Source organism: Acinetobacter sp. WC-743 (assembly GCF_000335555.1).
In the GTDB taxonomy this organism is placed as follows: domain Bacteria; phylum Pseudomonadota; class Gammaproteobacteria; order Pseudomonadales; family Moraxellaceae; genus Acinetobacter; species Acinetobacter bereziniae.
In genome coordinates, this window is record NZ_AMFQ01000018.1 from 64089 (window position 1) to 84488 (window position 20400).

The 20400-nt window shown below is 32.9% G+C and carries 19 protein-coding genes; 14 read left to right on the forward strand and 5 right to left on the reverse strand.

Translation table 11 applies throughout. The features are described from left to right. Window positions 1-37 precede the first annotated feature (37 nt). On the forward strand, window positions 38-1588 hold the full coding sequence (gene murJ, locus ACINWC743_RS02870) for a murein biosynthesis integral membrane protein MurJ (RefSeq protein ID WP_171064856.1): 1551 nt from the start codon (window positions 38-40) through the stop codon (window positions 1586-1588). 76 nt (window positions 1589-1664) lie between these two features. Here murJ and ACINWC743_RS02875 read toward each other — a convergent pair whose 3' ends face one another. The 5 genes from ACINWC743_RS02875 to ACINWC743_RS02895 form a co-directional block, all read right to left on the reverse strand. Continuing rightward, window positions 1665-2354, reverse strand: coding sequence for an FKBP-type peptidyl-prolyl cis-trans isomerase (locus ACINWC743_RS02875; protein ID WP_009584315.1), 690 nt, complete (start codon window positions 2352-2354; stop codon window positions 1665-1667). Window positions 2355-2402: 48 nt separating this feature from the next. Continuing rightward, window positions 2403-3113, reverse strand: coding sequence for an FKBP-type peptidyl-prolyl cis-trans isomerase (locus tag ACINWC743_RS02880; protein WP_009584312.1), 711 nt, complete (start codon window positions 3111-3113; stop codon window positions 2403-2405). 189 nt (window positions 3114-3302) lie between these two features. Continuing rightward, window positions 3303-5498 carry a polysaccharide biosynthesis tyrosine autokinase gene (locus tag ACINWC743_RS02885; protein ID WP_009584299.1) on the reverse strand — a complete coding sequence of 732 codons (2196 nt, stop codon included), beginning with the start codon at window positions 5496-5498 and terminating at the stop codon, window positions 3303-3305. 21 nt (window positions 5499-5519) lie between these two features. After that, window positions 5520-5948 (reverse strand): low molecular weight protein-tyrosine-phosphatase, encoded by a 429-nt coding sequence (locus ACINWC743_RS02890; protein WP_009584274.1) that lies wholly within the window; start codon window positions 5946-5948, stop codon window positions 5520-5522. Window position 5949: 1 nt separating this feature from the next. Then, window positions 5950-7050, reverse strand: coding sequence for a polysaccharide biosynthesis/export family protein (locus tag ACINWC743_RS02895; protein ID WP_035300110.1), 1101 nt, complete (start codon window positions 7048-7050; stop codon window positions 5950-5952). A gap of 395 nt (window positions 7051-7445) precedes the next feature. Here ACINWC743_RS02895 and rfbB point away from each other — a divergent pair, with 395 nt between their 5' ends. From rfbB to ACINWC743_RS02965, 13 genes are all read left to right on the forward strand, one after another. After that, window positions 7446-8516: a dTDP-glucose 4,6-dehydratase gene (gene rfbB, locus ACINWC743_RS02900; RefSeq protein ID WP_009584287.1), complete on the forward strand. Its 1071-nt coding sequence runs from the start codon at window positions 7446-7448 to the stop codon at window positions 8514-8516. Window positions 8517-8531: 15 nt separating this feature from the next. Further along, the gene (gene rfbD, locus ACINWC743_RS02905) at window positions 8532-9440 is read left to right on the forward strand and encodes a dTDP-4-dehydrorhamnose reductase (protein ID WP_035300113.1); all 909 of its coding nucleotides are present in this window, start codon (window positions 8532-8534) and stop codon (window positions 9438-9440) included. Next, window positions 9437-10339, forward strand: a complete 903-nt coding sequence (gene rfbA, locus ACINWC743_RS02910) for a glucose-1-phosphate thymidylyltransferase RfbA (RefSeq protein WP_009584289.1) — start codon at window positions 9437-9439, stop codon at window positions 10337-10339. Before rfbD ends, rfbA begins: the two co-directional genes overlap by 4 nt. 57 nt (window positions 10340-10396) lie before the next feature. Next, entirely contained in the window at window positions 10397-10960 is a 564-nt protein-coding gene (rfbC, locus tag ACINWC743_RS02915; RefSeq protein ID WP_009584323.1) for a dTDP-4-dehydrorhamnose 3,5-epimerase, read from the forward strand. Window positions 10961-11197: 237 nt separating this feature from the next. Next, window positions 11198-12478 (forward strand): oligosaccharide flippase family protein, encoded by a 1281-nt coding sequence (locus tag ACINWC743_RS02925; RefSeq protein WP_009584325.1) that lies wholly within the window; start codon window positions 11198-11200, stop codon window positions 12476-12478. Between the two features lie 294 nt (window positions 12479-12772). Continuing rightward, the gene (locus ACINWC743_RS02930; protein WP_009584285.1) at window positions 12773-13687 is read left to right on the forward strand and encodes a glycosyltransferase family 2 protein; all 915 of its coding nucleotides are present in this window, start codon (window positions 12773-12775) and stop codon (window positions 13685-13687) included. 205 nt (window positions 13688-13892) lie between these two features. After that, a complete protein-coding gene (locus tag ACINWC743_RS02935; RefSeq protein ID WP_009584320.1) occupies window positions 13893-14927 on the forward strand; it encodes an EpsG family protein in 1035 nt (344 codons plus the stop codon). Between the two features lie 8 nt (window positions 14928-14935). Next, window positions 14936-16018 (forward strand): glycosyltransferase, encoded by a 1083-nt coding sequence (locus ACINWC743_RS02940; RefSeq protein ID WP_035300124.1) that lies wholly within the window; start codon window positions 14936-14938, stop codon window positions 16016-16018. Then, entirely contained in the window at window positions 15997-16797 is an 801-nt protein-coding gene (locus ACINWC743_RS02945; RefSeq protein WP_035300118.1) for a glycosyltransferase family 2 protein, read from the forward strand. The genes ACINWC743_RS02940 and ACINWC743_RS02945 overlap by 22 nt, the downstream gene beginning before the upstream one ends. Continuing rightward, window positions 16794-17390, forward strand: coding sequence for a transferase hexapeptide repeat protein (locus ACINWC743_RS02950; RefSeq protein WP_009584283.1), 597 nt, complete (start codon window positions 16794-16796; stop codon window positions 17388-17390). Before ACINWC743_RS02945 ends, ACINWC743_RS02950 begins: the two co-directional genes overlap by 4 nt. Beyond that, entirely contained in the window at window positions 17384-18523 is a 1140-nt protein-coding gene (locus ACINWC743_RS02955; RefSeq protein WP_009584295.1) for an NAD-dependent epimerase/dehydratase family protein, read from the forward strand. The genes ACINWC743_RS02950 and ACINWC743_RS02955 overlap by 7 nt, the downstream gene beginning before the upstream one ends. Continuing rightward, on the forward strand, window positions 18520-19548 hold the full coding sequence (locus ACINWC743_RS02960; RefSeq protein WP_009584309.1) for a hypothetical protein: 1029 nt from the start codon (window positions 18520-18522) through the stop codon (window positions 19546-19548). Before ACINWC743_RS02955 ends, ACINWC743_RS02960 begins: the two co-directional genes overlap by 4 nt. Window positions 19549-19763: 215 nt before the next feature. Continuing rightward, complete coding sequence (locus tag ACINWC743_RS02965; protein WP_009584319.1) at window positions 19764-20384, forward strand: sugar transferase; 621 nt, start codon at window positions 19764-19766, stop codon at window positions 20382-20384. Window positions 20385-20400: the final 16 nt, after the last annotated feature.

The following is a 20400-nucleotide window of genomic DNA, read 5'->3' on the forward strand; positions in this document are numbered from 1 at the left end:
GAATATTTAATTACAATAGCGACTTTATTTTAACTAGGTGAATACGATGGCGCTGTGGCGATCCACCTTTATTGTTAGTGCAATGACCATGTTGTCTCGAGTCTTGGGTTTGGTACGAGACATGGTCCTACTCAATGTCTTTGGTGCAGGTAAAGATTTTGACACATTCGTTGTTGCCTTTCGTATTCCCAATTTTTTCAGGCGATTATTTGCTGAAGGGGCTTTTTCTCAAGCATTTATTCCAGTCCTCACTGAATATAAAACTACAAAACTGCATGCTGAAGTGCAAATTTTGATTAGTCGGGTGTTTGGTTGTTTGTTAATGGTGATGTCATTATTAACGCTAATCAGCATGATTATTGCACCTGTCATTTTGTATGTTTATGCGCCTGGCTTCCACAGTGACCCTGCTAAATTTAACCTTGCTGTCGATATGTTTCGTTTGACGATTCCATATCTGATGTTTATGTCATTGACCGCTTTTGCCAGCAGTATTTTAAACAGTTACGGTTCTTTTGCTTCACCTGCGTTCTCACCTGTGCTGCTCAACGTTGCGATGATTGCAGGGGCTTGGTGGTTAACACCTTATATGGCAGAGCCGATTATGGCCTTAGGTTGGGCTGTGGTTGCAGCAGGGGTTTTACAACTTGCGATACAAATTCCTGAACTTTGGAAGAAAAAATTACTGATTCCACCTAAAGTTGATTTTAAACATGAGGGTGTGGACCGAATCTTAAAGCTGATGTTACCTGCTTTATTTGGGGTGTCGGTGACGCAGATTAACTTGTTACTGAATACAATCTGGGCATCGTTTATGCAAGATGGTTCTGTATCTTGGTTATATAGTGCAGAGCGAATGACTGAATTGCCTCTAGGGCTGATCGGTGTAGCGATTGGCACAGTGATTCTTCCTTCACTTTCGATGAGTAAAGCTGAACAAGACCAAGCCAAGTTCCGTAGAATGTTAGATTGGGCTGCACGTGTGATTGTTCTGGTGGGTGTTCCTGCCAGTATTGCATTATTTATGCTGTCTACCCCAATTATTCAAGCACTTTTCCAGCATGGTGCTTTCGATGCACGTGATACACAGATGACTGCATTGGCTTTGCAATGTATGAGTGGTGGTGTATTGGCATTTATGTTGATTAAAGTCTTTGCTCCTGGTTTCTATGCGATTCAGGATACCAAAACCCCTGTACGCGTTGGACTAATGGCCGTTGCTGCTAATGCCATTTTAAATATTATCTTTATTGGTATTTTTAAATTAATTAATTGGCAAGCAGAGCATATGGCTTTAGCGATTGCATCATCTGGTTCAGCTTTGGTGAATGCCGGGATGTTGTATTTTTATTTGCATAAAAAAGACATTTTCCGTTTTGGCGCACATTGGAAAAAACTTTTCATTCAGTTTGCGATTGCCAATATCGCCATGATCGCAGCGTTATGGTGCGCTTTGAATTGGTATGATGGTAGTGTTTCTCAATGGATTCGGATTCTTGAGGTCGTCGGCTTATGTCTGGTCGGTGTAATTGCTTATGCTGTTGCTTTACTTGCATCGGGGTTTAGACCAAGACATTTAAAGCATTAACCATGAGATTGGTGCTTATCAGAAATAAAAAACATCGCAGATTAAGCGATGTTTTTTAATATTTATGCTGAAGAAACTAAGGTAACACTTTCAACAGTTCTACATCAAAGATTAAGGCACTGTCTGGTCCAATCGCATCACCTGCACCCATGTCTCCATAGGCGAGTTTTGCTGGAATAAAGAAGCGATATTTAGCACCTTCTTTCATCAATTGTAACCCCTCAGTCCAGCCTTGAATGACTTGGCTGACTTGGAATTCAACAGCTTCATTGCGTGCAAACGAACTATCAAATACAGTGCCATCCAGTAAGCGACCTTCATAATTGACAGATACTTTAGACTTTGCTGAAGGTGATTTTCCAGTTCCTTGTTGCAAGATACTGTACTGTAAACCACTTGGGCGTGTAATCACACCTGCTTTTTTTGCATTTTCAGCAAGAAATTTTTCACCGAGTTGTGCATTTTCATCAGCCGCTTTTTTAAATTCTAGCAACTGTTTAGCTTCAGTCTGTTGCTTATATTGCGCTAATGCTTTGGCCATTTCTTCATCGGTCAATGCAGCTTTTTGACCTGTAGATCCTTCTTTAATCCCTTGAATAAAGGCATCTAAATTGATCTGTTTAAGTGTATCAGCATTGCTACGCCCCATGACATAACCATAGCTGTAGCCAAGTTGATCTTGCTGAGCGCTTTTATTGTTAATGGGTGCAGCAAAAGCAACGCTACTTAGTAAACCCATACTGAGTGCAATCAGTGTCTTTTTCATAATTAAAAATCCAAAAAAGGAGAGTAAAACTCTCCTTTCTTTTAAACGTTATTTCACTTGAATCAGTTCAACATCAAAAATGAGTGTACTGTTTGGAGGAATCGTTCCAGGCACACCTTGCTCACCATACGCCAATTTTGCAGGAATATACAAGGTCGCTTTACCGCCTTCTTTCATCAGTTGTAAACCTTCAGTCCACCCTGGAATCACTTGGTTTAAAGGAAACTCAACGGGTTGACCACGGTCATAAGAGCTATCAAACACTTTACCGTCTAAAAGTTGACCTTTGTAATGTACGGTCACTTGTGAAGTCGCAGACGGCTGTTTGCCTGTGCCTTCTTTGGTGATTTTATATTGCAATCCTGAAGCAGTTGTTTTAACACCATCTTTCTTTGCATTTTCTGCTAAGAAAGCATCACTGGAAGCATTAGACTGTTTTGTTTGTTGCAATTGCTTTTGTTGCATTTCTTTTTGGAACTCAACATAAGCCTTTTGTAGTTCTTCATCGGTATAGGCACGTTGCTTTTTCGCATGACCATCACGAATACCGTTAATAAATGTATTGACATCAACTTCTGGAGGAGTTTGGCTGGCAACTTCATAACCAAGCGCATAACTGATTTTTTCTACAGGTTTTGCGTCTTTTGACATTGAATGACTACTGTTTACATCAGCAGGGTGTTGAGATGCATAATAAACAGGAACAAGTGCAGCACCACCTAAGATTACAGCGATTGCGATGGGTAAGGCTTTACTCATAAAAATTTCCAAATTTTAATCTTTTAACAAGTTCATTTGCGGATGAACAGAAACTGCTCAAGCATATAACTTCTTTAGTCTAAACGATATAGTTATCTGAGCTGAACAACTAAAAATATACAGTTATATTGTCCATTGACCCAAGACAAAAAAGCCAGAATGAATCTGGCTTTTTTGTCTTATTTAAAATTAATCATCTTTAGTAGATGTATAAGCATAAGCGTAATTATAGCCATAATTACCGCCAGCTGTTGCTTGAACATCGTTGAGAATAATCCCGTTCACTTTGCTTCCCGCCTGTTCAAAGCGATTCACAGTCAGCTCTAACTCTTTCATCTGAGTTTTGGCATAGCGCGCAACCACCAAGTTAACACCTGCGAATTGTGAAATGATGATACCGTCTGTCACCGCTAAGATTGGTGGTGTATCAATAATAATATGATCATATTGCTGAGACAGTAGTGAAAGCAATTCACTAAAACGTGGTGAACTCAGCATTTCAGCTGCATTACCTTGATTTTTACCACGAGGTAGAAAATCTAGATGACTTACAGTGCTTGAATGCACAATACATTGTTCTAGCGAACTTTGATTGGTTAGATATTCAGTTAGACCTGGCGCGGTATCGTGGTCAAAGTATTTATGCAAATAGCCACGACGAATATCGGCATCAATCAAAAGGACTTTTTTATTACCTTGCGCAAAAATTGCAGCAAGGTTGGTTGAAATAAAGGATTTGCCAATTTCTGGTGCAGGTCCTGAAATCGCAATAATATTATTTTTTGCATTGTTCAAGGCAAAATGAATCGTCGTGCGGATACTGCGTAAACTTTCAATTGCAATATCTTCGCTATTCTTAACTGCAAGAATAGGAATCGACTTTTTCTTTTTCAGCAATTGTACACGGCTCTCTTGGATTGGAGAGCGTGGAACAGTGGCGTAAACAGGTAAGTCGAGCTCATTTTCAATACGGCTGGAATCTTTAATGCCCGATGAAAGCAAATTACGAAGTAGAGCAATCATTACTCCAATAAAGCCACCAACAAAAATAGAAAGAATCAGTACAATCAATTTTTGAGGCTTAATTGGTTTCACGGGTTCAACAGCGGTATCAATAATACGAACATTACCAATTTCACCGGCTTTTACAATTTTTAATTGCTGATAGCTGTTTAATAAAGAGGTGTAAAGTTCAGTATTGACTTTAACATCACGATACAGTTGTAAATATAAACGTTGGGTTTCAGGCAAACGTTTAATGGCTTGATTCAACTCAGTCGATTTTTTCTGAATTGCCGCAAGTTGTGCATTGATCTCTGTCATCAGCGGATGATCAGGGGTATATTTGGCCGAGTATTCCGCTTGCTTTTGCTTCAACTCGATCCGCATTTTTTCCAATTCAACATTCTGCTTTAACATCAACTCAGATTCTTGAGTGACATCAACGGTATTGTATTGTTCGCGGAATTTATTAAATTTAATTTCGGATTCTTCGAGTTGTTGTTTCAGCTCAGGAAGCTGCTGATCCAGAAAACTTAAGGTCTGCTTAGATTCTAAACTTTTACGCTCAATATTCTGTTGATGATAAACATTTAAAATATTATTAAGGACACGAGTAATATGTTGTTGATCTCCACCACTGTAACTAAGTCCAATCACACCTGTCATTTTTCCTTTTTCAATAACAGTGTAGTTAGCCTGAATCAGTTTCATCGCCGAGGGAAGTGCAAGTTTAGAGATGGTAAAATCTTGTTGAAATGGGGTAGAACTATTGATTTGAACTGACCATAGACCACTACTATCTTGAGCTTGATTAAGTTGGTTAAGAGTACCTTTAAACACAACCTGATCTTGATAGCTTAGACTAAACTGATTCTTATCTAAAAATTTTAAAACAAGTTTTTTATCATAATAATATTGCGGAACATCTAATCTTAAAATAGAAAAGCTAGATTGATTTTTTTTAAATTCAACAGCTTTAGCGCTATAGATAAGTTGAGTTTTGTCTTTTGAAACGAGTTTATGTAAAAAAGTATTTTCATTATCAATAATTTGAATATTTAAATTTAAATTGTTGATTACTTTTCCAAGCACAAGCCGTGAATTTAGAATTTCAATTTCTGGATCAGCGGGAGACTTTTGCCCCAAGCCACTAGCCACATCTTTGAGTTCACCCATTAAAGCCGCCGATGCAGCACTTTTACCATCTTCAACTTGCACCATCGCATCTGTTGAGTAGATAGGTAAAGTGACACGTAAATAAATTAGGGCACAGATCAAACTTAAAATGACACAAAGCGCAATCACTTTCCATTGGGCGATTAAAGAGAAAAACAACTCTTTTAAGTCAATCGTATCATCATTAGTTTTTGAATTTTGATTCATAGGTAAACAACTAATTAAAATTTATAGATGTGATTGCCAATCGTTGGCATAAGCTTGGATATTTTTACATGTTTCATCAAAAAAAGCTTGATCATGTTGATATGGATCAGGCACATTTTGATCCTGCCAATGCCCTAGACGAAACACTTTACCTTTGGCAAACGGCCATTTCTGTTCAATATGTTGAGACTGATTTTTACTCATCACCAAGATCAGATCTGCTTTTTTGATTAGTTCTGCATTAATTTGTCGTGCAATATGACTACGCATATCAATACTTAAAGCATCCATACAGGCAATCGCTTTATCGTCTGCACTATATCCAACCATTGCGGAAAGACCAGCAGACTCAATACTTAAATTAGGGTGATTTTGCTTTAAAAAAAACTCTGCCATTGGGCTTCGACAAATATTGCCAACACAGACCACCAGTATATTTTGGATTTGCATCTTATTTACCCAGTTGATCAAAGCTATATAAAGCACTTGAGAATGGAATAATTTGATTCATGATACGTTGCCAGCGTGTTAAGCCCGTAGCGTCAATATAAACGATATCATTTTTTTGCATGGCAAATTGATTGGCTAAAGCCAAATTACCCAGACTACTTAAGTTAAGATGATAAATAGTCGATTGCTTGGTATCCAAATTAGTACGCATTACATAAATTCGTGCAGCACTTGCTGAATAAGGACTAATGCCTTCACTCTCACCGAGTACATCGCTCAACGTCATACCTTGATCGCGCAATGTTAGCGCTTGGCTTCGGCTGGATTCGCCCATCACATAGAGTTTTTGATCTTGTTTGGTGTGGACAAAAATGGTGTCATTCGGTTGAATCAATAACTGATGTAGAGACAGACCCTGTTTTTCTAATTGAATGGTATTTAAGTTATAGGTTTGGCCATTTCGAATCAGTTGAATATTGGTTGTATCGCCTGTTTTTGTGTCTATACCACCAGCTTGACCTAATGCAGTATAAATACTGATCGGTTGGTCATTGAGGGTGTATTGACCACTTTTCATCACTTGACCATTGACAAAGTAACGACGCCCTTCATAAGACAATACACGGACAACCACATCAGGATGCTTTAAATATTTTGCAAACTGGTTGTGTAAAAAACGATTGGTTTCAGCTAAGGTTTTACCGGCAATACGTACTGATCCAACCAAAGGCAATTGAACATTGCCATTAGAATCAATTGGGTAACCTACAGCTTTGATATTGGTCGCATCTTGAATGGGAGGCGTAATTTCAGGGTATGCCCAAAGTTGAATCGAAAGAACATCTCCTGAACTTAAACGATACGTATTTTGTTGATGGTGAAATAAAGAACTAAGATCATTTGATTGAGCTTGCTCATTAATATTTAGACTTGGAATGGTGGTTTGGGTTAATTGAACAACTGAGAGTTCTGCACCTTGATCTGTTTTATATTGCCCTTGTTCTGGTAAATCATAGGTTTGAAGCCCTGAAGTGATTGCACAACCAGAAAATGAAATCGAGATGGCTAAAATAGTCAACAGTGATGTGTACGGATACTTCACATTCAAAACCCTTATTTTATATTGCGTTGTTACTTAGAATTAAATCTTGAAGATGGATTGTAAGCTAAAAAACACAGGTTGGGTATCTTCTTATATCGCTGTAATTGTATTAAAACCGAAAAAGAACTGTGTTGACTTGTATCTATTTAATGATTTTTTAGTATTTAAAGAATAAAGTCCTTCGACGAGGTCAATGTAGTGGAATGCAAGCAAATAGATCGAGCAGATGAGAAGCTATCAATATATGAATTTAAATTGAGTTTAGCTATAATTCTTTGTCAGTATTTATAGTAAATAAAAGTACATCTCTTAATGATAGTTTAGTTACTTTTAAAATTAAGGTTTATATTGAAAATTTCAACTACATTGATTAAAAATGATTTGCAGGGTGTTGTATGAGAATTTTGGTGACAGGTGGAGCCGGTTTTATTGGATCAGCAGTAGTTCGTTATATTATTAAGAATACAGATAATCATGTACTTAATGTTGACAAATTAACCTACGCTGGAAATTTAGAGTCTCTTAAAGATGTAGACCAAAATGAACGATATCAATTTTCACAAACTGATATTTGTGATCGTCAGGTCATGGATCAACTGCTTGAAGATTTTAAACCTGATTTGGTCATGCATTTGGCAGCTGAGTCACATGTGGATCGCTCTATTACAGGTTCAGCAGCATTTATTGAAACCAATATTATTGGAACCTATCAGTTGCTTGAAGCAACTCGACAATATTGGAATAACTTGACAGAAGATAAAAAACAAAGCTTTCGCTTCCATCATATCTCTACGGATGAAGTATATGGTGACTTAGAAGGTACGGATGATCTATTTCTTGAGACCACACCGTATGCACCAAGTTCCCCTTATTCCGCAAGTAAAGCCAGTTCAGATCATTTAGTCCGAGCATGGCAAAGAACGTATGGTTTACCTACGATTGTCACCAATTGTTCGAACAATTATGGTCCTTATCACTTTCCTGAAAAATTAATTCCTTTAGTGATACTAAATGCTCTAGATGGCAAGTCTTTACCAATCTATGGCAAGGGTGACCAAATTCGTGATTGGCTATTTGTCGAAGATCATGCGCGTGCGCTCTATAAAGTTGTGACAGAGGGTGTTGTTGGTGAGACTTACAATATTGGTGGACATAATGAAAAACAAAATATAGAAGTAGTCAAAACCATTTGTAAAATTTTGGATGAGTTAAAACCACAAGCCAATAGTCAACCTTACGAAACATTAATTACTTTTGTGAAAGATCGTCCTGGGCATGATTTACGCTATGCAATCGATGCAAGTAAGATCAAAAATGATTTGGGTTGGGTACCTGAAGAAAGTTTTGAAACGGGTATTCGAAAAACTGTTGAATGGTATTTGTCTAATCAGGATTGGGTTGAAAATGTTCAAAGTGGTGAATATAAAAATTGGGTCAAACAACAATATCAATCTGAAAATGCTTAAGCTTTGAATAATATGATGAAGATTTTATTACTTGGAAAAAATGGGCAGGTTGGTTGGGAGTTGCAGCGTGCTTTACAACCCCTGGGTGAAGTCATTGCTCTTGACCGCACGATGAATGACAATGGTTTGTGTGGTGATTTAGCAGATTTTGAGCAAATTCAAAATGTATTTGAGAAAGTTCAACCAGATATCGTAGTCAATGCTGCCGCATATACCGCTGTTGATAAAGCTGAATCAGATCAAGAAACAGCTGATCTGATTAACCATCTCGCTGTTAAAAAACTCGCTGAGCTTTGCGTAGAAAAAAAGGCTTTGCTGATACATTATTCCACAGATTATGTATTTAGTGGTGAGGGCGAAACAGCGTGGTCTGAAAATAATCAGTCTGAGCCTGTAAATTTTTATGGTCAAACTAAACGATTAGGTGAAATTGCCATAGAGCAAAGTGGGTGCGCATATATCAACTTTAGAACATCTTGGGTGTATGGCACATATGGTCATAATTTTATCAAAACCATGTTGAAATTAGCATCAAGTCGTGAAGAGTTAAATATTATCAATGATCAAATAGGTGCTCCAACAGGAGCTGCCTTGATTGCTGATGTGACTTGTCAAGCTTTGAGATATTACTTACTGGTTGGTTTAGATCAACAAAAACAGCTACATGGTCACTATCACCTTGCTTCCGCAGGTCAATGTTCATGGTATGAATATGCGCAGTTTATTTTTGATTTTGTAAAACAAAAAGGTCAAAATTTAACAATTCAAAAAGTTATTGCGATTGAAACATCAGCATATCCAACACCAGCCAAACGCCCATTGAATTCAAGATTGAATACCAATAAATTACAAACGAATTTTAAAATACATCTACCTCACTGGAGGTTAGGTGTAGCACAAGTTTTAGAGGAAATAATCCAATGAGCCAATTAAAACGTAAAGGTATTATTCTTGCTGGTGGGTCTGGAACACGTTTATATCCGATCACAATGGGTACATCAAAACAGCTCCTTCCAATTTATGATAAACCAATGATTTATTACCCGTTGTCTGTTTTAATGTTAGCTGGAATTAGTGAGATTTTGATTATTTCAACGCCTGAAGATTTGCCTAATTTTGAGAAGTTATTAGGCACGGGAGAAGAGTTGGGAATAAAACTTTCTTATAAAGTGCAGCCTTCACCAGATGGCTTAGCTCAGGCTTTTATTTTAGGTGAAGATTTCATTGGTGATGATAATGTTTGTCTTATTCTTGGAGATAATATCTTTTATGGGCAAAGCTTTGGCGCACAATTAAAGCGGGCTTCTGAACGACAAGCAGGGGCAACTGTGTTTGGATATTATGTTAATGACCCTGAACGTTTTGGTGTGGTTGACTTCGACTCAATCGGCAAGGCGCTAAGTATAGAAGAAAAACCAGAACAGCCGAAATCAAATTATGCAGTTACTGGACTTTATTTTTATGATAATAAGGTGATTGAAATTGCAAAAAATATTAAACCATCACATCGCGGTGAATTGGAAATTACCGACGTAAATAATGTCTATTTACAGCAACAAGAACTCAATGTCGAGCTTCTTGGGCGTGGATTTGCTTGGTTAGATACAGGTACTCATGACTCATTACTCGAAGCAAGTCAATTTGTTCAAACCGTTGAGCATCGTCAAGGTTTAAAAATTGCCTGTTTAGAAGAAATTGCCTTTAATAATGGCTGGATTGATGCTGGACAGTTATTAGATAGAGCAACTTTTTTTAAGAAAACGGGCTATGGTCAATATTTACTAAAATTGCACCAAGAACAGCAAAAGAAATCACAGATATAGTATTTAAAGTGTGTAGATTTTAATTTACGCTTAATATGTTAAATAGAGATATAAAAAATGAATGTAATTGAAACAAAGATAAAAGGTCTATTAATACTTGAACCTAAAGTCTTTGGCGATGATCGTGGTTGGTTTATGGAAAGCTTTAATCAAAAAGCTTTTGAACAAGCGTTAACAGCGCGAGGACTTGATATACCTGTGTTCGTCCAAGATAATCATTCACTATCTCAAAAAGGTGTATTACGAGGCTTGCATTTTCAAAAAGCACCCTTTGCTCAAGGCAAATTAGTGCGTGTTGTACAAGGTCGAGTTTGGGATGTTGCTGTTGATATTCGAGAAGACTCAGAAACTTATGGACAATGGGTTGGCGTTGAACTTTCAGCAGAAAATCATAAGCAGTTTTGGATACCTGAAGGTTTTGCTCATGGTTTTGTGGCACTAGAGGATAATACACAATTTTTGTATAAGGCAACAAATTACTATAATAAGGAAAGTGAAGGTGCAATTTTATGGAATGATACCACAATCGCAATTGATTGGCCGTTATATAATATTTCAAAGGTATTGGTGAGTGATAAGGATAATATCGCTTCTAAATTTAAAAATGCAAATTTATTTTAAATGAGATATATCGAAAATAAAGCTTTAAACATAGCAAGTATAATAATGCTTGCTATAAACAATTATATGTATAAATTTAAAATAAAAAAAATTAAATTTTTTTTATTAATTTTAATAAAAATAAAATTTGTCAAAATAAGAAAAATTCTAATTATTATTCATGCTTTTAAATTGCAAATATGAATCGTTTTTTTAATTATAGATAAATGTTTTTTATTGGATTTGGTATTATAAGTTATGAAAATAAATAGTGCACAAAAAGATACTCTATATCTATTTGTTTTGCAAGGTATGAATTATGCAATACCTATATTAATTATGCCGTACCTAATGATTAAATTGGGTGTAAATTCTTATGGCTTGATAGGATTTTCAACAGCTATAATTCAGTTTTTGATATTGTTTGTTGATTTTGGTTTTAATATGAGCGCAACCAAAAGAATTGCAGTATATAAAGATGATAAATTAGCTTTAAGTCGGGTTTTTTATTCCACTATTTTTGCGAAATGTATATTATTGTTTGTTAGCATCTGTATTTTGATAACTCTAATGATGATTCCAAATTTTTATGACTATAGGTTGGCATTATTGTGTTCATCATTGGCACTAATTGGTAACACTTTTACTTTCACTTGGTTTTATCAAGGGGTAGGTTATATAAGGTTTTTGTCAATTTTAAGTATGTTTTGTCGAATATTAATTTTGCCAACATTATTTTATTTTGTACAAACTAACCAGGATTATATAAAAGCGATTTTTATCAATTCTTTAGTTTATGGAGTAATAGCATTCGTATCTACCATATGGATTTTTAAAAAACATATGGTTACTAAAGTTAAAATTTCATTTGGTAATGTAAAGTTTGAGCTTAAAGAGAGTTTTCCTTTTTTTCTGTCCACAGCTTCTATTTCTATTTATACGCAATTGTTTGTTGTTATACTGGGTTTTTTCTCAACATCAGCAGCTGTTGGAGTCTACACTGCAGCAGATAAAATTATTCGAGCAATAAGCCTACTTTTTTATACACCAATTAACCAAGTATATTATCCTAAAATAGCGAGCATTTCATCCTACGATAGAAAACAAGCTTTAGGTTTATTAAAAAAAATATTTAAGTTCAGTGTTGGTGTTATGATAATTTTATCTTTAACAGTGTTTATTTTTTCATCTTTGATAGAAAGATTTCTTGGTGTTGAGTATGATGGAATTGGTAATTTATTAAAAATATTATCTTTAGTACCTGTTGTGGCTGCTATAGGGGGAGTGGCTGGTCAAATGGGTTTGATAGCTTACATTGATAATGCAAAATCTAAAAAAACTTTTCAAAATATATATATAGTTGCAGGAGTTTTTGCTATTTGTCAGGTATCTTTTTTTGCATATTTATACCATGCAGTTGGAGCTAGTATTGCTATGCTACTAACAGAAAGTTTGGTCGCAATATTAATGCTCTATTATTTTAGAAAGTATTACAAAGATGAAATTGAAAAAAATGATTTTAATCAGAGGATAAAGTAGGGAAATATGTGTGAAAGAAATAATATCTTAAATGATTTGCTGCTAACCTAAATATATGTGGTATTTTTAATGTAAAGAACATTGAAACTATGATATTGATTTTTATATATAAGTTATTTTTTTCGGTTTTTAAAAGTTTATTTTCATAATAATTGTGCAACAAAGCTTATGACAGCCTAGAGTTGATATTTGAATTCTACTATAATAAAAAAGAAATCACAGAATTCGTAACTTTTGAAAAACAATAAGATTTTTTTATTTTTTTTTAAAGTTGTAGCTTATTGGAGTTTAAAAATGTTTAGTGATGTAGATGTATCAATTATCATTGTGAATTACAATACAAATGATTTGGTAATACAATGTATAAATTCTGTACTTTTGCATACTAAGAATATTGAATATGAAATAATAGTCGTTGATAATAATTCTCCTGACAGAAAAATAGAAAGATTAAATGAAATTTTTCCAAATGTTAAATTAATTTTAAATAATTCAAATAGTGGTTTTGGAGCTGCTAATAATTTAGGAGCTAGATTTGCATGTGGTAAATATATTTTTTTACTGAATTCTGATACATTACTTATTGATAATTCAATAAAAATACTATATGAATTTATTAGACAAAACTCAGAAAGCGTTGGAGCTTGTGGGGGAAATCTTTGTGATGAAAATCTAAAGCCTGGTACATCGTTTTCTAGGTATATGCCTTCAATACTTTTAGATATTGATTCTTTATTTTTTAATAGTATTTCTAAAATTATTAACAAAGGAGATATTTTTTATTCTAGAGCTGAATCGCCTTTCAAGATATTAGGTAACATTTCAGGTGCTGATTTGATGCTTTCAAAAAAAATATTTGATGAGCTTGGTGGATTTGATGAAAGTTTTTTTATGTATTATGAAGAAACTGATTTACTATTCAGACTAAGAAAAAAAGGCTATCAAACTTATATTGTTCCAAAAAGTAAAATTATTCACCTTGAGGGGGCATCAGAAGAATTTAAGCCGGTTAAATGGGATTGGTCTTATGAAAGTAAGCAAAAATATTATAGGAAAAATAAATCTAATTTTGAATTAAAGTTATCTGATGTAATATTTAAAATTATAATAATTCAAAGATTATTAATATTTAAATTGTTTCATGATAATGAAAAATATAATTATTGGTTAAGTTTGAAAAAATGGTCAAAGACCAAGAAAAATACATAAAGTTACATGTTGTATCTTAATCATTTAAATCAATGTATCCAAAAATACTATGTATAGAATTCTATCTTGATGTATAATTGAATTCAATGGGTTTCTATGGTATTTAAAGTAGAGTTTTGGAACCAATAAAGCATATAGTTTATTTTGTTATTTAATGGAACCGTATTTTATATTTTAATAGAATGACATAATTGGGATATGTTTTATGACAATTGGTTTGGTTTTTTCTTTTAATATAATAATGTTATTGATATGTTGTATTTTTTCTGCAATGAAATCAAGTAGATTAATTAATTATGTGTTTTTAATTATATCAAGTTTTATTACCGCAATATATGCTGTTCAAAGAGACTTTGACTATGGTGATACTCTCAACTATGTTAAGTTTTATCGTTTTGATCATGTAAATATAAATTTTGAGCCTATATTTGATTTAGTTGCAAGAGTTTTTATTAAATTTTTCCCAGATGATCCTTTTTACTTTTTACTCTTCTGCGCTGTAATAACATCATCATTATTTTTTATAGCCTATAGAAATTTGGTAGGTATAAAATCTTCGTATTTTGTTTATTGGATACTTTTAGCAACTTTTTCATTTCACTATCTTTTATTTGAAGTGATTAGACAGGGTATTTCACTTGGATTGCTTGTCTTAGGGATATCTTATTTAGTTAGGGATAATAATTGGATTAAATATTATATATGTTTGTTGGTGGCAATTGGTTTTCATTATTCTGTACTTCCTTTTTTGTTTTTACCCTTATTATTTTTAATTAAAAATAAATATTATTATTTTTTAGTATTTATTGTTGTGGGTGTTTTTGGGAAGTTAATCTTTATGAAGGTTGGTGATATTGTTGGAATAACTGGTATATCTCAAAAGCTTGAAGTTTATTCAGAAATGACATCAGAATCTCAGACAATTTTAATAAGAAACCTTATGTTGATTTTTATTACTCCTTTAATATATAAAATATCAAAAAATAGAGCATATTTTAATATATATTTTTTATATATTATTATGTTGGCGATGACTTTGGGTATTGATGAAATAAACCGTCGGTATTTATTTGTAGGACCTGTTTTTTTAATTCCCATACTATGGAATTATTTTAAAAGAAAAAGAAATGGTTCTTTGCTAATGATAGTATATATGTTTATATATTTTTATATATTTTTAGTTCATTATTGGTCTATGTATGGCTTGTTAAATTATAAGCCACTGATTGAATTGATTTAAGGTTGAAAATGAAAAAAATTCTTATATATTTTACTAGTATGACTCCTGCTGGTGGGATTGAACGAGTAATTAGTACATTGGCTAATCATTTTAGCAGTTTTATGGAAGTAACGATTTTATTAAAAGATAGTACGTATAGTCATTATTATTTAGATAAGAGGATTAAAGTTATTTCTTTAAATTCAGATATTAATTTGGATATGAATAGTAGATTTAAAAGAGTTTTTCAAACCGCCTTTAATTTATTTGAAAGCACTGCTAAATTAAGAAAATTTTTATCTATGAATAATTACGATATATATTATTTAGCACATCCTGTAAATGTATTGGAATTTCATTTGGCTCATGGTATTAATGAAGATGTTATTATCACGGAGCATGGTGGTATAAATGCTTATAATTTTGTATATAAAAAAATTAAAAAAATTTTATACGTTAAATCACGTTGCTATGTTGTTCCTACATCGTCTGATACTAAAGTTTATAAAGATTTAAATTTTCCTGTGGAATATATTCCACATTTTAAGTCAAAATTAAATTATGTTCGCAGTGATTTATCCAAAAAAGTAGTTTTGTCTATTGGTCGTATAACTGAAGCTAAGCGACAATGGATCATGATTGACTTATGGGATAAAATTGTAAATGAAAATAATATTAGAGAATGGGAGTTGCATTTAGTTGGAAATGGTAACTTAAAAGATCAGCTTAATAACAAAATTATAACTCTTGGTTTGCAAGCTTATGTCAAAATATTGCCTCCAGTTCAAGATGTTGATGTTTACTACAAAAATTCATCTATATTTATGTTAACCTCTCATTCAGAAGGCTTCGGTATGGTTCTATTAGAGGCAATATCTTTTGGATTACCTTGTATTTCTTATGATTGCCCATCTGGACCTAGAGATATAGTTGAAAATAATGTAAATGGCTATCTGATTCCAATGGATGACTTTGATGCTTTAAAAATCGCTACGTTAAGCTTGTTGAAGAGTCCTGAAATGGTAAATCAACTTGCAGAAGGTGCTTATAATACTAGTTTAAATTGGAATGATGAGGTTATATTGAATAAATGGAAGAAAATTCTTTATTAATTTCGGTAATTATACCGATGTATAATGCTTCAAAAACTATAATTCGTGTTTTAGATTCTGTGAAGAATCAAACACTAAATTGTAGTTATGAAGTTTTGGTAATTAATGATGGTTCGACAGATGACAGTAAAGAAGTTGTTGAAAAATATATTGATGAAAATAAAGGTTTTAATATTATATTGATTGATAAATTAAATGGAGGCGTTTCAACAGCTAGAAATGCTGGTTTAAGTATATCAAAAGGTGATTTAATTGCTTTTCTTGACTCTGATGATGAATGGTTTTCTGATAAACTAGAAAAACAAATAAAAATATTAGATAGTAATTCACAAATTGATTTGTTAGGTTGTGCTTTTGATGGATTATATTTTAATAACCGTCCCGAAGGGTGTCTTTTAAAAATAACTATTATTAATTTGATTTTTAAAAACTATTTTCAACCATCTACAGTTATAATGCGTCGAAAAGTTTTTGAAAATATTGGTTTTTTTGATGAAAGCCAAAAGTATGCTGAGGAAGGTAATTATTTTATACGTATTGCTGATAAGTTTAATTGTTTTTTTTATAATACGAAAGTTATTAATTATGGTAATGGTAAATCAGGATTTGGTGTTAGTGGTTTAAGTGCAAATTTAAAAGAGATGCATCAAGGAGTTATTAAAAATCTCCAATTTGCATATAATACTCATTTAATTAGTTTTAATAAGTATATTTTAGCTCGAATAGTTGAACAGTTGAAATATTTTAGGCGAATTTTAATTGTAGGGTTAAGAAGATGATTTCTACTTATGGCATATTGGGCACCATTAAAATGTGCTATTTTTTTTTAAAAACGAAATTGTTTTTTCAAAAAGCTAGATTAATCCGTTTTCCAATAGATATTCGAAATAAAAAAAATATTGATTTTGGTGAAAATCTTACTACTGGTATTGGCTGTAGAATTGAATGTTTTCCTGAAAAAGTTACACCTAAGAAGCTTCTTAGGTTTGGGAAAAATGTGCAAATTAATGATTATGTACATATAACAGCTGCTAATAGTGTAGAAATTGGCAATAATGTACTTATGGCCAGTAAAATATATATTTCAGATTGTACTCATGGCAGTTATGTTGGTGATTGTAATGACAGTTCTCCAATGACTTTGCCAATTGAAAGAAATCTATCTGTTAAACCAGTCAAAATTGATGATAATGTTTGGCTTGGTGAATTTGTATCAGTTTTACCTGGCGTAACGATTGGGAAAGGGACTATTGTAGGTGCGAACTCAGTTGTATCTAAAAGCTTACCTCCGTATGTAATAGCTGTTGGCTCTCCAGCAAAACCTATTAAATACTATAACTTTGATACTCAGAAATGGGAAAAAATATGTTGATTAAAAATGTACTAATTACTGGTGGAGCTGGTTTTATTGGCTCAAATTTAGCTCTAAAATTAGTTTCAAAAGGTTATAATGTTACAGTATTAGATAACCTTTCTCCTCAAATTCATGGAGATAATCCTCAAATCACATCACCATTGTATTTAAGTATTAAAGATAAAGTAAAATTTATTTATGGGACTGTAACCAATAAAGATGATTGGGAAAAAGCTTTAAAAGGACAAGATGCTATTGTCCATTATGCAGCAGAAACTGGTACAGGGCAGTCAATGTACGAGGTAGAGAAGTACGTAGATGTAAATATTAATGGTACTGCTTTGATGTTGAATTTACTTGTTAATGGTGACTATACTGTAAAAAAAATAGTTGTAGCATCTTCCCGTTCGATCTATGGTGAGGGGAAATATTTAAGTAAAGAGTTAGGAGCTGTATACCCTACACAAAGAACTGCTGAATTTATGGATAATGGTGATTTTGAAGCTAAATATCCAAATTCATCAGAATTAATTTTAGTGGGTACAGATGAAGAATCAAAAATACATCCTTCGTCAGTATATGGAATTACAAAGCAAAATCAAGAACAAATGGTTTTAACTGTTTGTCCAACTATAGGTGTAGCTGGAGTAGCATTCCGCTATCAGAATGTTTATGGCCCAGGTCAATCTTTGAAAAATCCATATACAGGAATTTTATCAATATTTTCTACACAAATAAAAAATGGTAATGCCATTAATATCTTTGAAGATGGTAAAGAAAGTCGTGATTTTGTTTATATAGATGATGTTGTGGATGCAACAATTCTGGGACTTGAAAAAGAAGAAGCAAACAATCATGTTTTTAATGTGGGTACTGGCGTGGCTATAGATGTATTGACGGTAGCAAATGAACTTGTTAAAAATTATGGTATTAAAGTTCCGATAAGAGTATCAGGTAACTACCGTTTAGGTGATATTCGTCATAATTATGCAGATTTAACTAAAATTAATAAGTTTCTTGGTTTTCAACCAAAAGTTTCATTTGAGCAAGGTTTAAAAAAATTTGCTGACTGGGTGAATACTCAAGAAGTACAAGAAGATAAATACCAAAAGTCAATTGATGAAATGAAAGCTAAAGGGTTGTATAAATGAATAATTTAGATGACCTAGAAGGTAAAAGAGTTTTATTTTTATGTGTGCAATGGTTTGATCTAGAAAAAGATATTATAGCTCAACTTGAAAAGCATGGCGCACAAGTTACTTATTTTGATGAAAGACCTGCAAATAATAACTTTACTAAAGGTCTTTTACGTATAAATAGGGATCTTTTAGAGAAAAAAGTTCATAAATATTATGAGAATATCCTTGAAAAAATAAAAGATAATCAATTTGATTTTTTGTTTGTAAATAGAGGAGAAGTCATACCTGAACGTTTTTTAGAGCAGTTTATTCAACGATATCCTAATTGTAAGAGAATATTTTATACATGGGACAGTTTTGCAAACCTTGGTCATAGTGTAAATATTTTGAAATACTTTCATAAAAAATTTACCTTTGACAAGAAAGATGCTACAGAGTACAAAATCGGATTTAGGCCTCTTTATTTTACGGAGCGATATAGTAATATCAGATATCAAACTGAAAATGAAAATATTGATTTATTGTTCTTAGGTACAGCACATTCAGATCGTTATGTCATCAGTAATCAAGTTGCTGATTGGTGTAAGGAAAATGGTTTAGTCCCACATAATTATTATTTTATGCAAGGAAAATTAGTTTATTTTTATAAAAAATTTTTTGACAAATCCTTCCATGCTTTTGATTATAAAAAGCTAAGTTTTAAAAGCTTAACGAGTGAAGAAGTTGTAGGATTGTATGAAAGATCAAATGTTATACTTGATATTAGTCATCCTAATCAGTCAGGTCTTACTATGAGAACTTTTGAGACAATTGGAGCTAGAAAAAAATTAATTACCACTAATAGCAATATTAAAGATTACCCTTTTTATAACCCCAACAACATTTGTGTAATTGATCGTAAACGACCTGTACTTACGAGAGATTTCTTTTTAAATCAGTATCAATCCCAAACTGAAGAAATGTATTATAGATGTTCTATAGATGGTTGGATTGAGGATATATTTTTCGGAGATGAGGTGAATTTTTGGAAATCTTAATGTTTTTTTTATATTTAAAGACTGCTAAATTGTGTAAATAAAATATGACCTAAACTTATGATTATGATAGAGTTATGTTCTATCAAAAAATTTAGAGCTAAACATTAAGACTGCAAAAAATAAGCATTTGTTTTTTAATTAAATATTCGCAGCTTTATGTTCAGATAGAAGTTTTATAAACTTGTTGGTTAAGTGGGTTATTTAGGTATTACTATATGAAAAGGCTTTTAGATATCATTATCAGTATCACTGCACTAATACTTTTATCTCCTATTTTTGCAATAGTGGCCTATAAAGTACGTAAGAACTTAGGCTCCCCTATCTTTTTCTATCAAGAGCGTCCTGGCAAGAATGGTAAACTTTTTAAAATGATGAAGTTCCGTTCAATGAAAGATGCAAATGATGCTAATGGTAATCCATTACCTGATGAACAACGTATCACGCCTTTTGGACAAAAACTACGCTCAACCAGTTTAGATGAAATGCCTCAACTCATTAATGTACTCAAAGGGGATATGAGCGTCGTTGGTCCTAGACCGATGCTGAAAGAGTTTGTTGAACTTTATTCACCTGAACAAGCACGTCGTTTAGAAGTCCGTCCTGGTATGACAGGGCTTGCTCAAATTAGCGGTCGTAATGAATTGGACTATGAAGAGCGGTTTAAATGTGATGTTTGGTATGTAGATAATCAAAGTGTATTGGTTGATTTTAAAATTATGTTTAAAACAGTTTCTGTTATGACCAATCGTGAGGGAATCAATGCCCCTGGTCATGTTGGTCCTTCTCTTTTTAAAGGGAATGAAACAGAAGCAAAAAATGATGAAGTAAAGTCTTAAGTTAATATATTGAAGT

What these genes read in the sequence shown, in the direction of transcription:
- ACINWC743_RS02940 (WP_035300124.1), top strand. Translation starts at nt 14,936, where the DNA reads ATGAAAAAAATTCTTATATATTTTACTAGTATGACTCCTGCTGGTGGG.
- ACINWC743_RS02950 (WP_009584283.1), top strand. Translation starts at nt 16,794, where the DNA reads ATGATTTCTACTTATGGCATATTGGGCACCATTAAAATGTGCTATTTT.
- ACINWC743_RS02945 (WP_035300118.1), top strand. Translation starts at nt 15,997, where the DNA reads ATGGAAGAAAATTCTTTATTAATTTCGGTAATTATACCGATGTATAAT.
- ACINWC743_RS02935 (WP_009584320.1), top strand. Translation starts at nt 13,893, where the DNA reads ATGACAATTGGTTTGGTTTTTTCTTTTAATATAATAATGTTATTGATA.
- ACINWC743_RS02885 (WP_009584299.1), bottom strand. Translation starts at nt 5,498, where the DNA reads ATGAATCAAAATTCAAAAACTAATGATGATACGATTGACTTAAAAGAG.
- rfbB (WP_009584287.1), top strand. Translation starts at nt 7,446, where the DNA reads ATGAGAATTTTGGTGACAGGTGGAGCCGGTTTTATTGGATCAGCAGTA.
- ACINWC743_RS02955 (WP_009584295.1), top strand. Translation starts at nt 17,384, where the DNA reads ATGTTGATTAAAAATGTACTAATTACTGGTGGAGCTGGTTTTATTGGC.
- rfbC (WP_009584323.1), top strand. Translation starts at nt 10,397, where the DNA reads ATGAATGTAATTGAAACAAAGATAAAAGGTCTATTAATACTTGAACCT.
- ACINWC743_RS02930 (WP_009584285.1), top strand. Translation starts at nt 12,773, where the DNA reads ATGTTTAGTGATGTAGATGTATCAATTATCATTGTGAATTACAATACA.
- ACINWC743_RS02875 (WP_009584315.1), bottom strand. Translation starts at nt 2,354, where the DNA reads ATGAAAAAGACACTGATTGCACTCAGTATGGGTTTACTAAGTAGCGTT.
- rfbA (WP_009584289.1), top strand. Translation starts at nt 9,437, where the DNA reads ATGAGCCAATTAAAACGTAAAGGTATTATTCTTGCTGGTGGGTCTGGA.
- ACINWC743_RS02925 (WP_009584325.1), top strand. Translation starts at nt 11,198, where the DNA reads ATGAAAATAAATAGTGCACAAAAAGATACTCTATATCTATTTGTTTTG.
- ACINWC743_RS02960 (WP_009584309.1), top strand. Translation starts at nt 18,520, where the DNA reads ATGAATAATTTAGATGACCTAGAAGGTAAAAGAGTTTTATTTTTATGT.
- ACINWC743_RS02880 (WP_009584312.1), bottom strand. Translation starts at nt 3,113, where the DNA reads ATGAGTAAAGCCTTACCCATCGCAATCGCTGTAATCTTAGGTGGTGCT.
- ACINWC743_RS02890 (WP_009584274.1), bottom strand. Translation starts at nt 5,948, where the DNA reads ATGCAAATCCAAAATATACTGGTGGTCTGTGTTGGCAATATTTGTCGA.
- rfbD (WP_035300113.1), top strand. Translation starts at nt 8,532, where the DNA reads ATGAAGATTTTATTACTTGGAAAAAATGGGCAGGTTGGTTGGGAGTTG.
- ACINWC743_RS02965 (WP_009584319.1), top strand. Translation starts at nt 19,764, where the DNA reads ATGAAAAGGCTTTTAGATATCATTATCAGTATCACTGCACTAATACTT.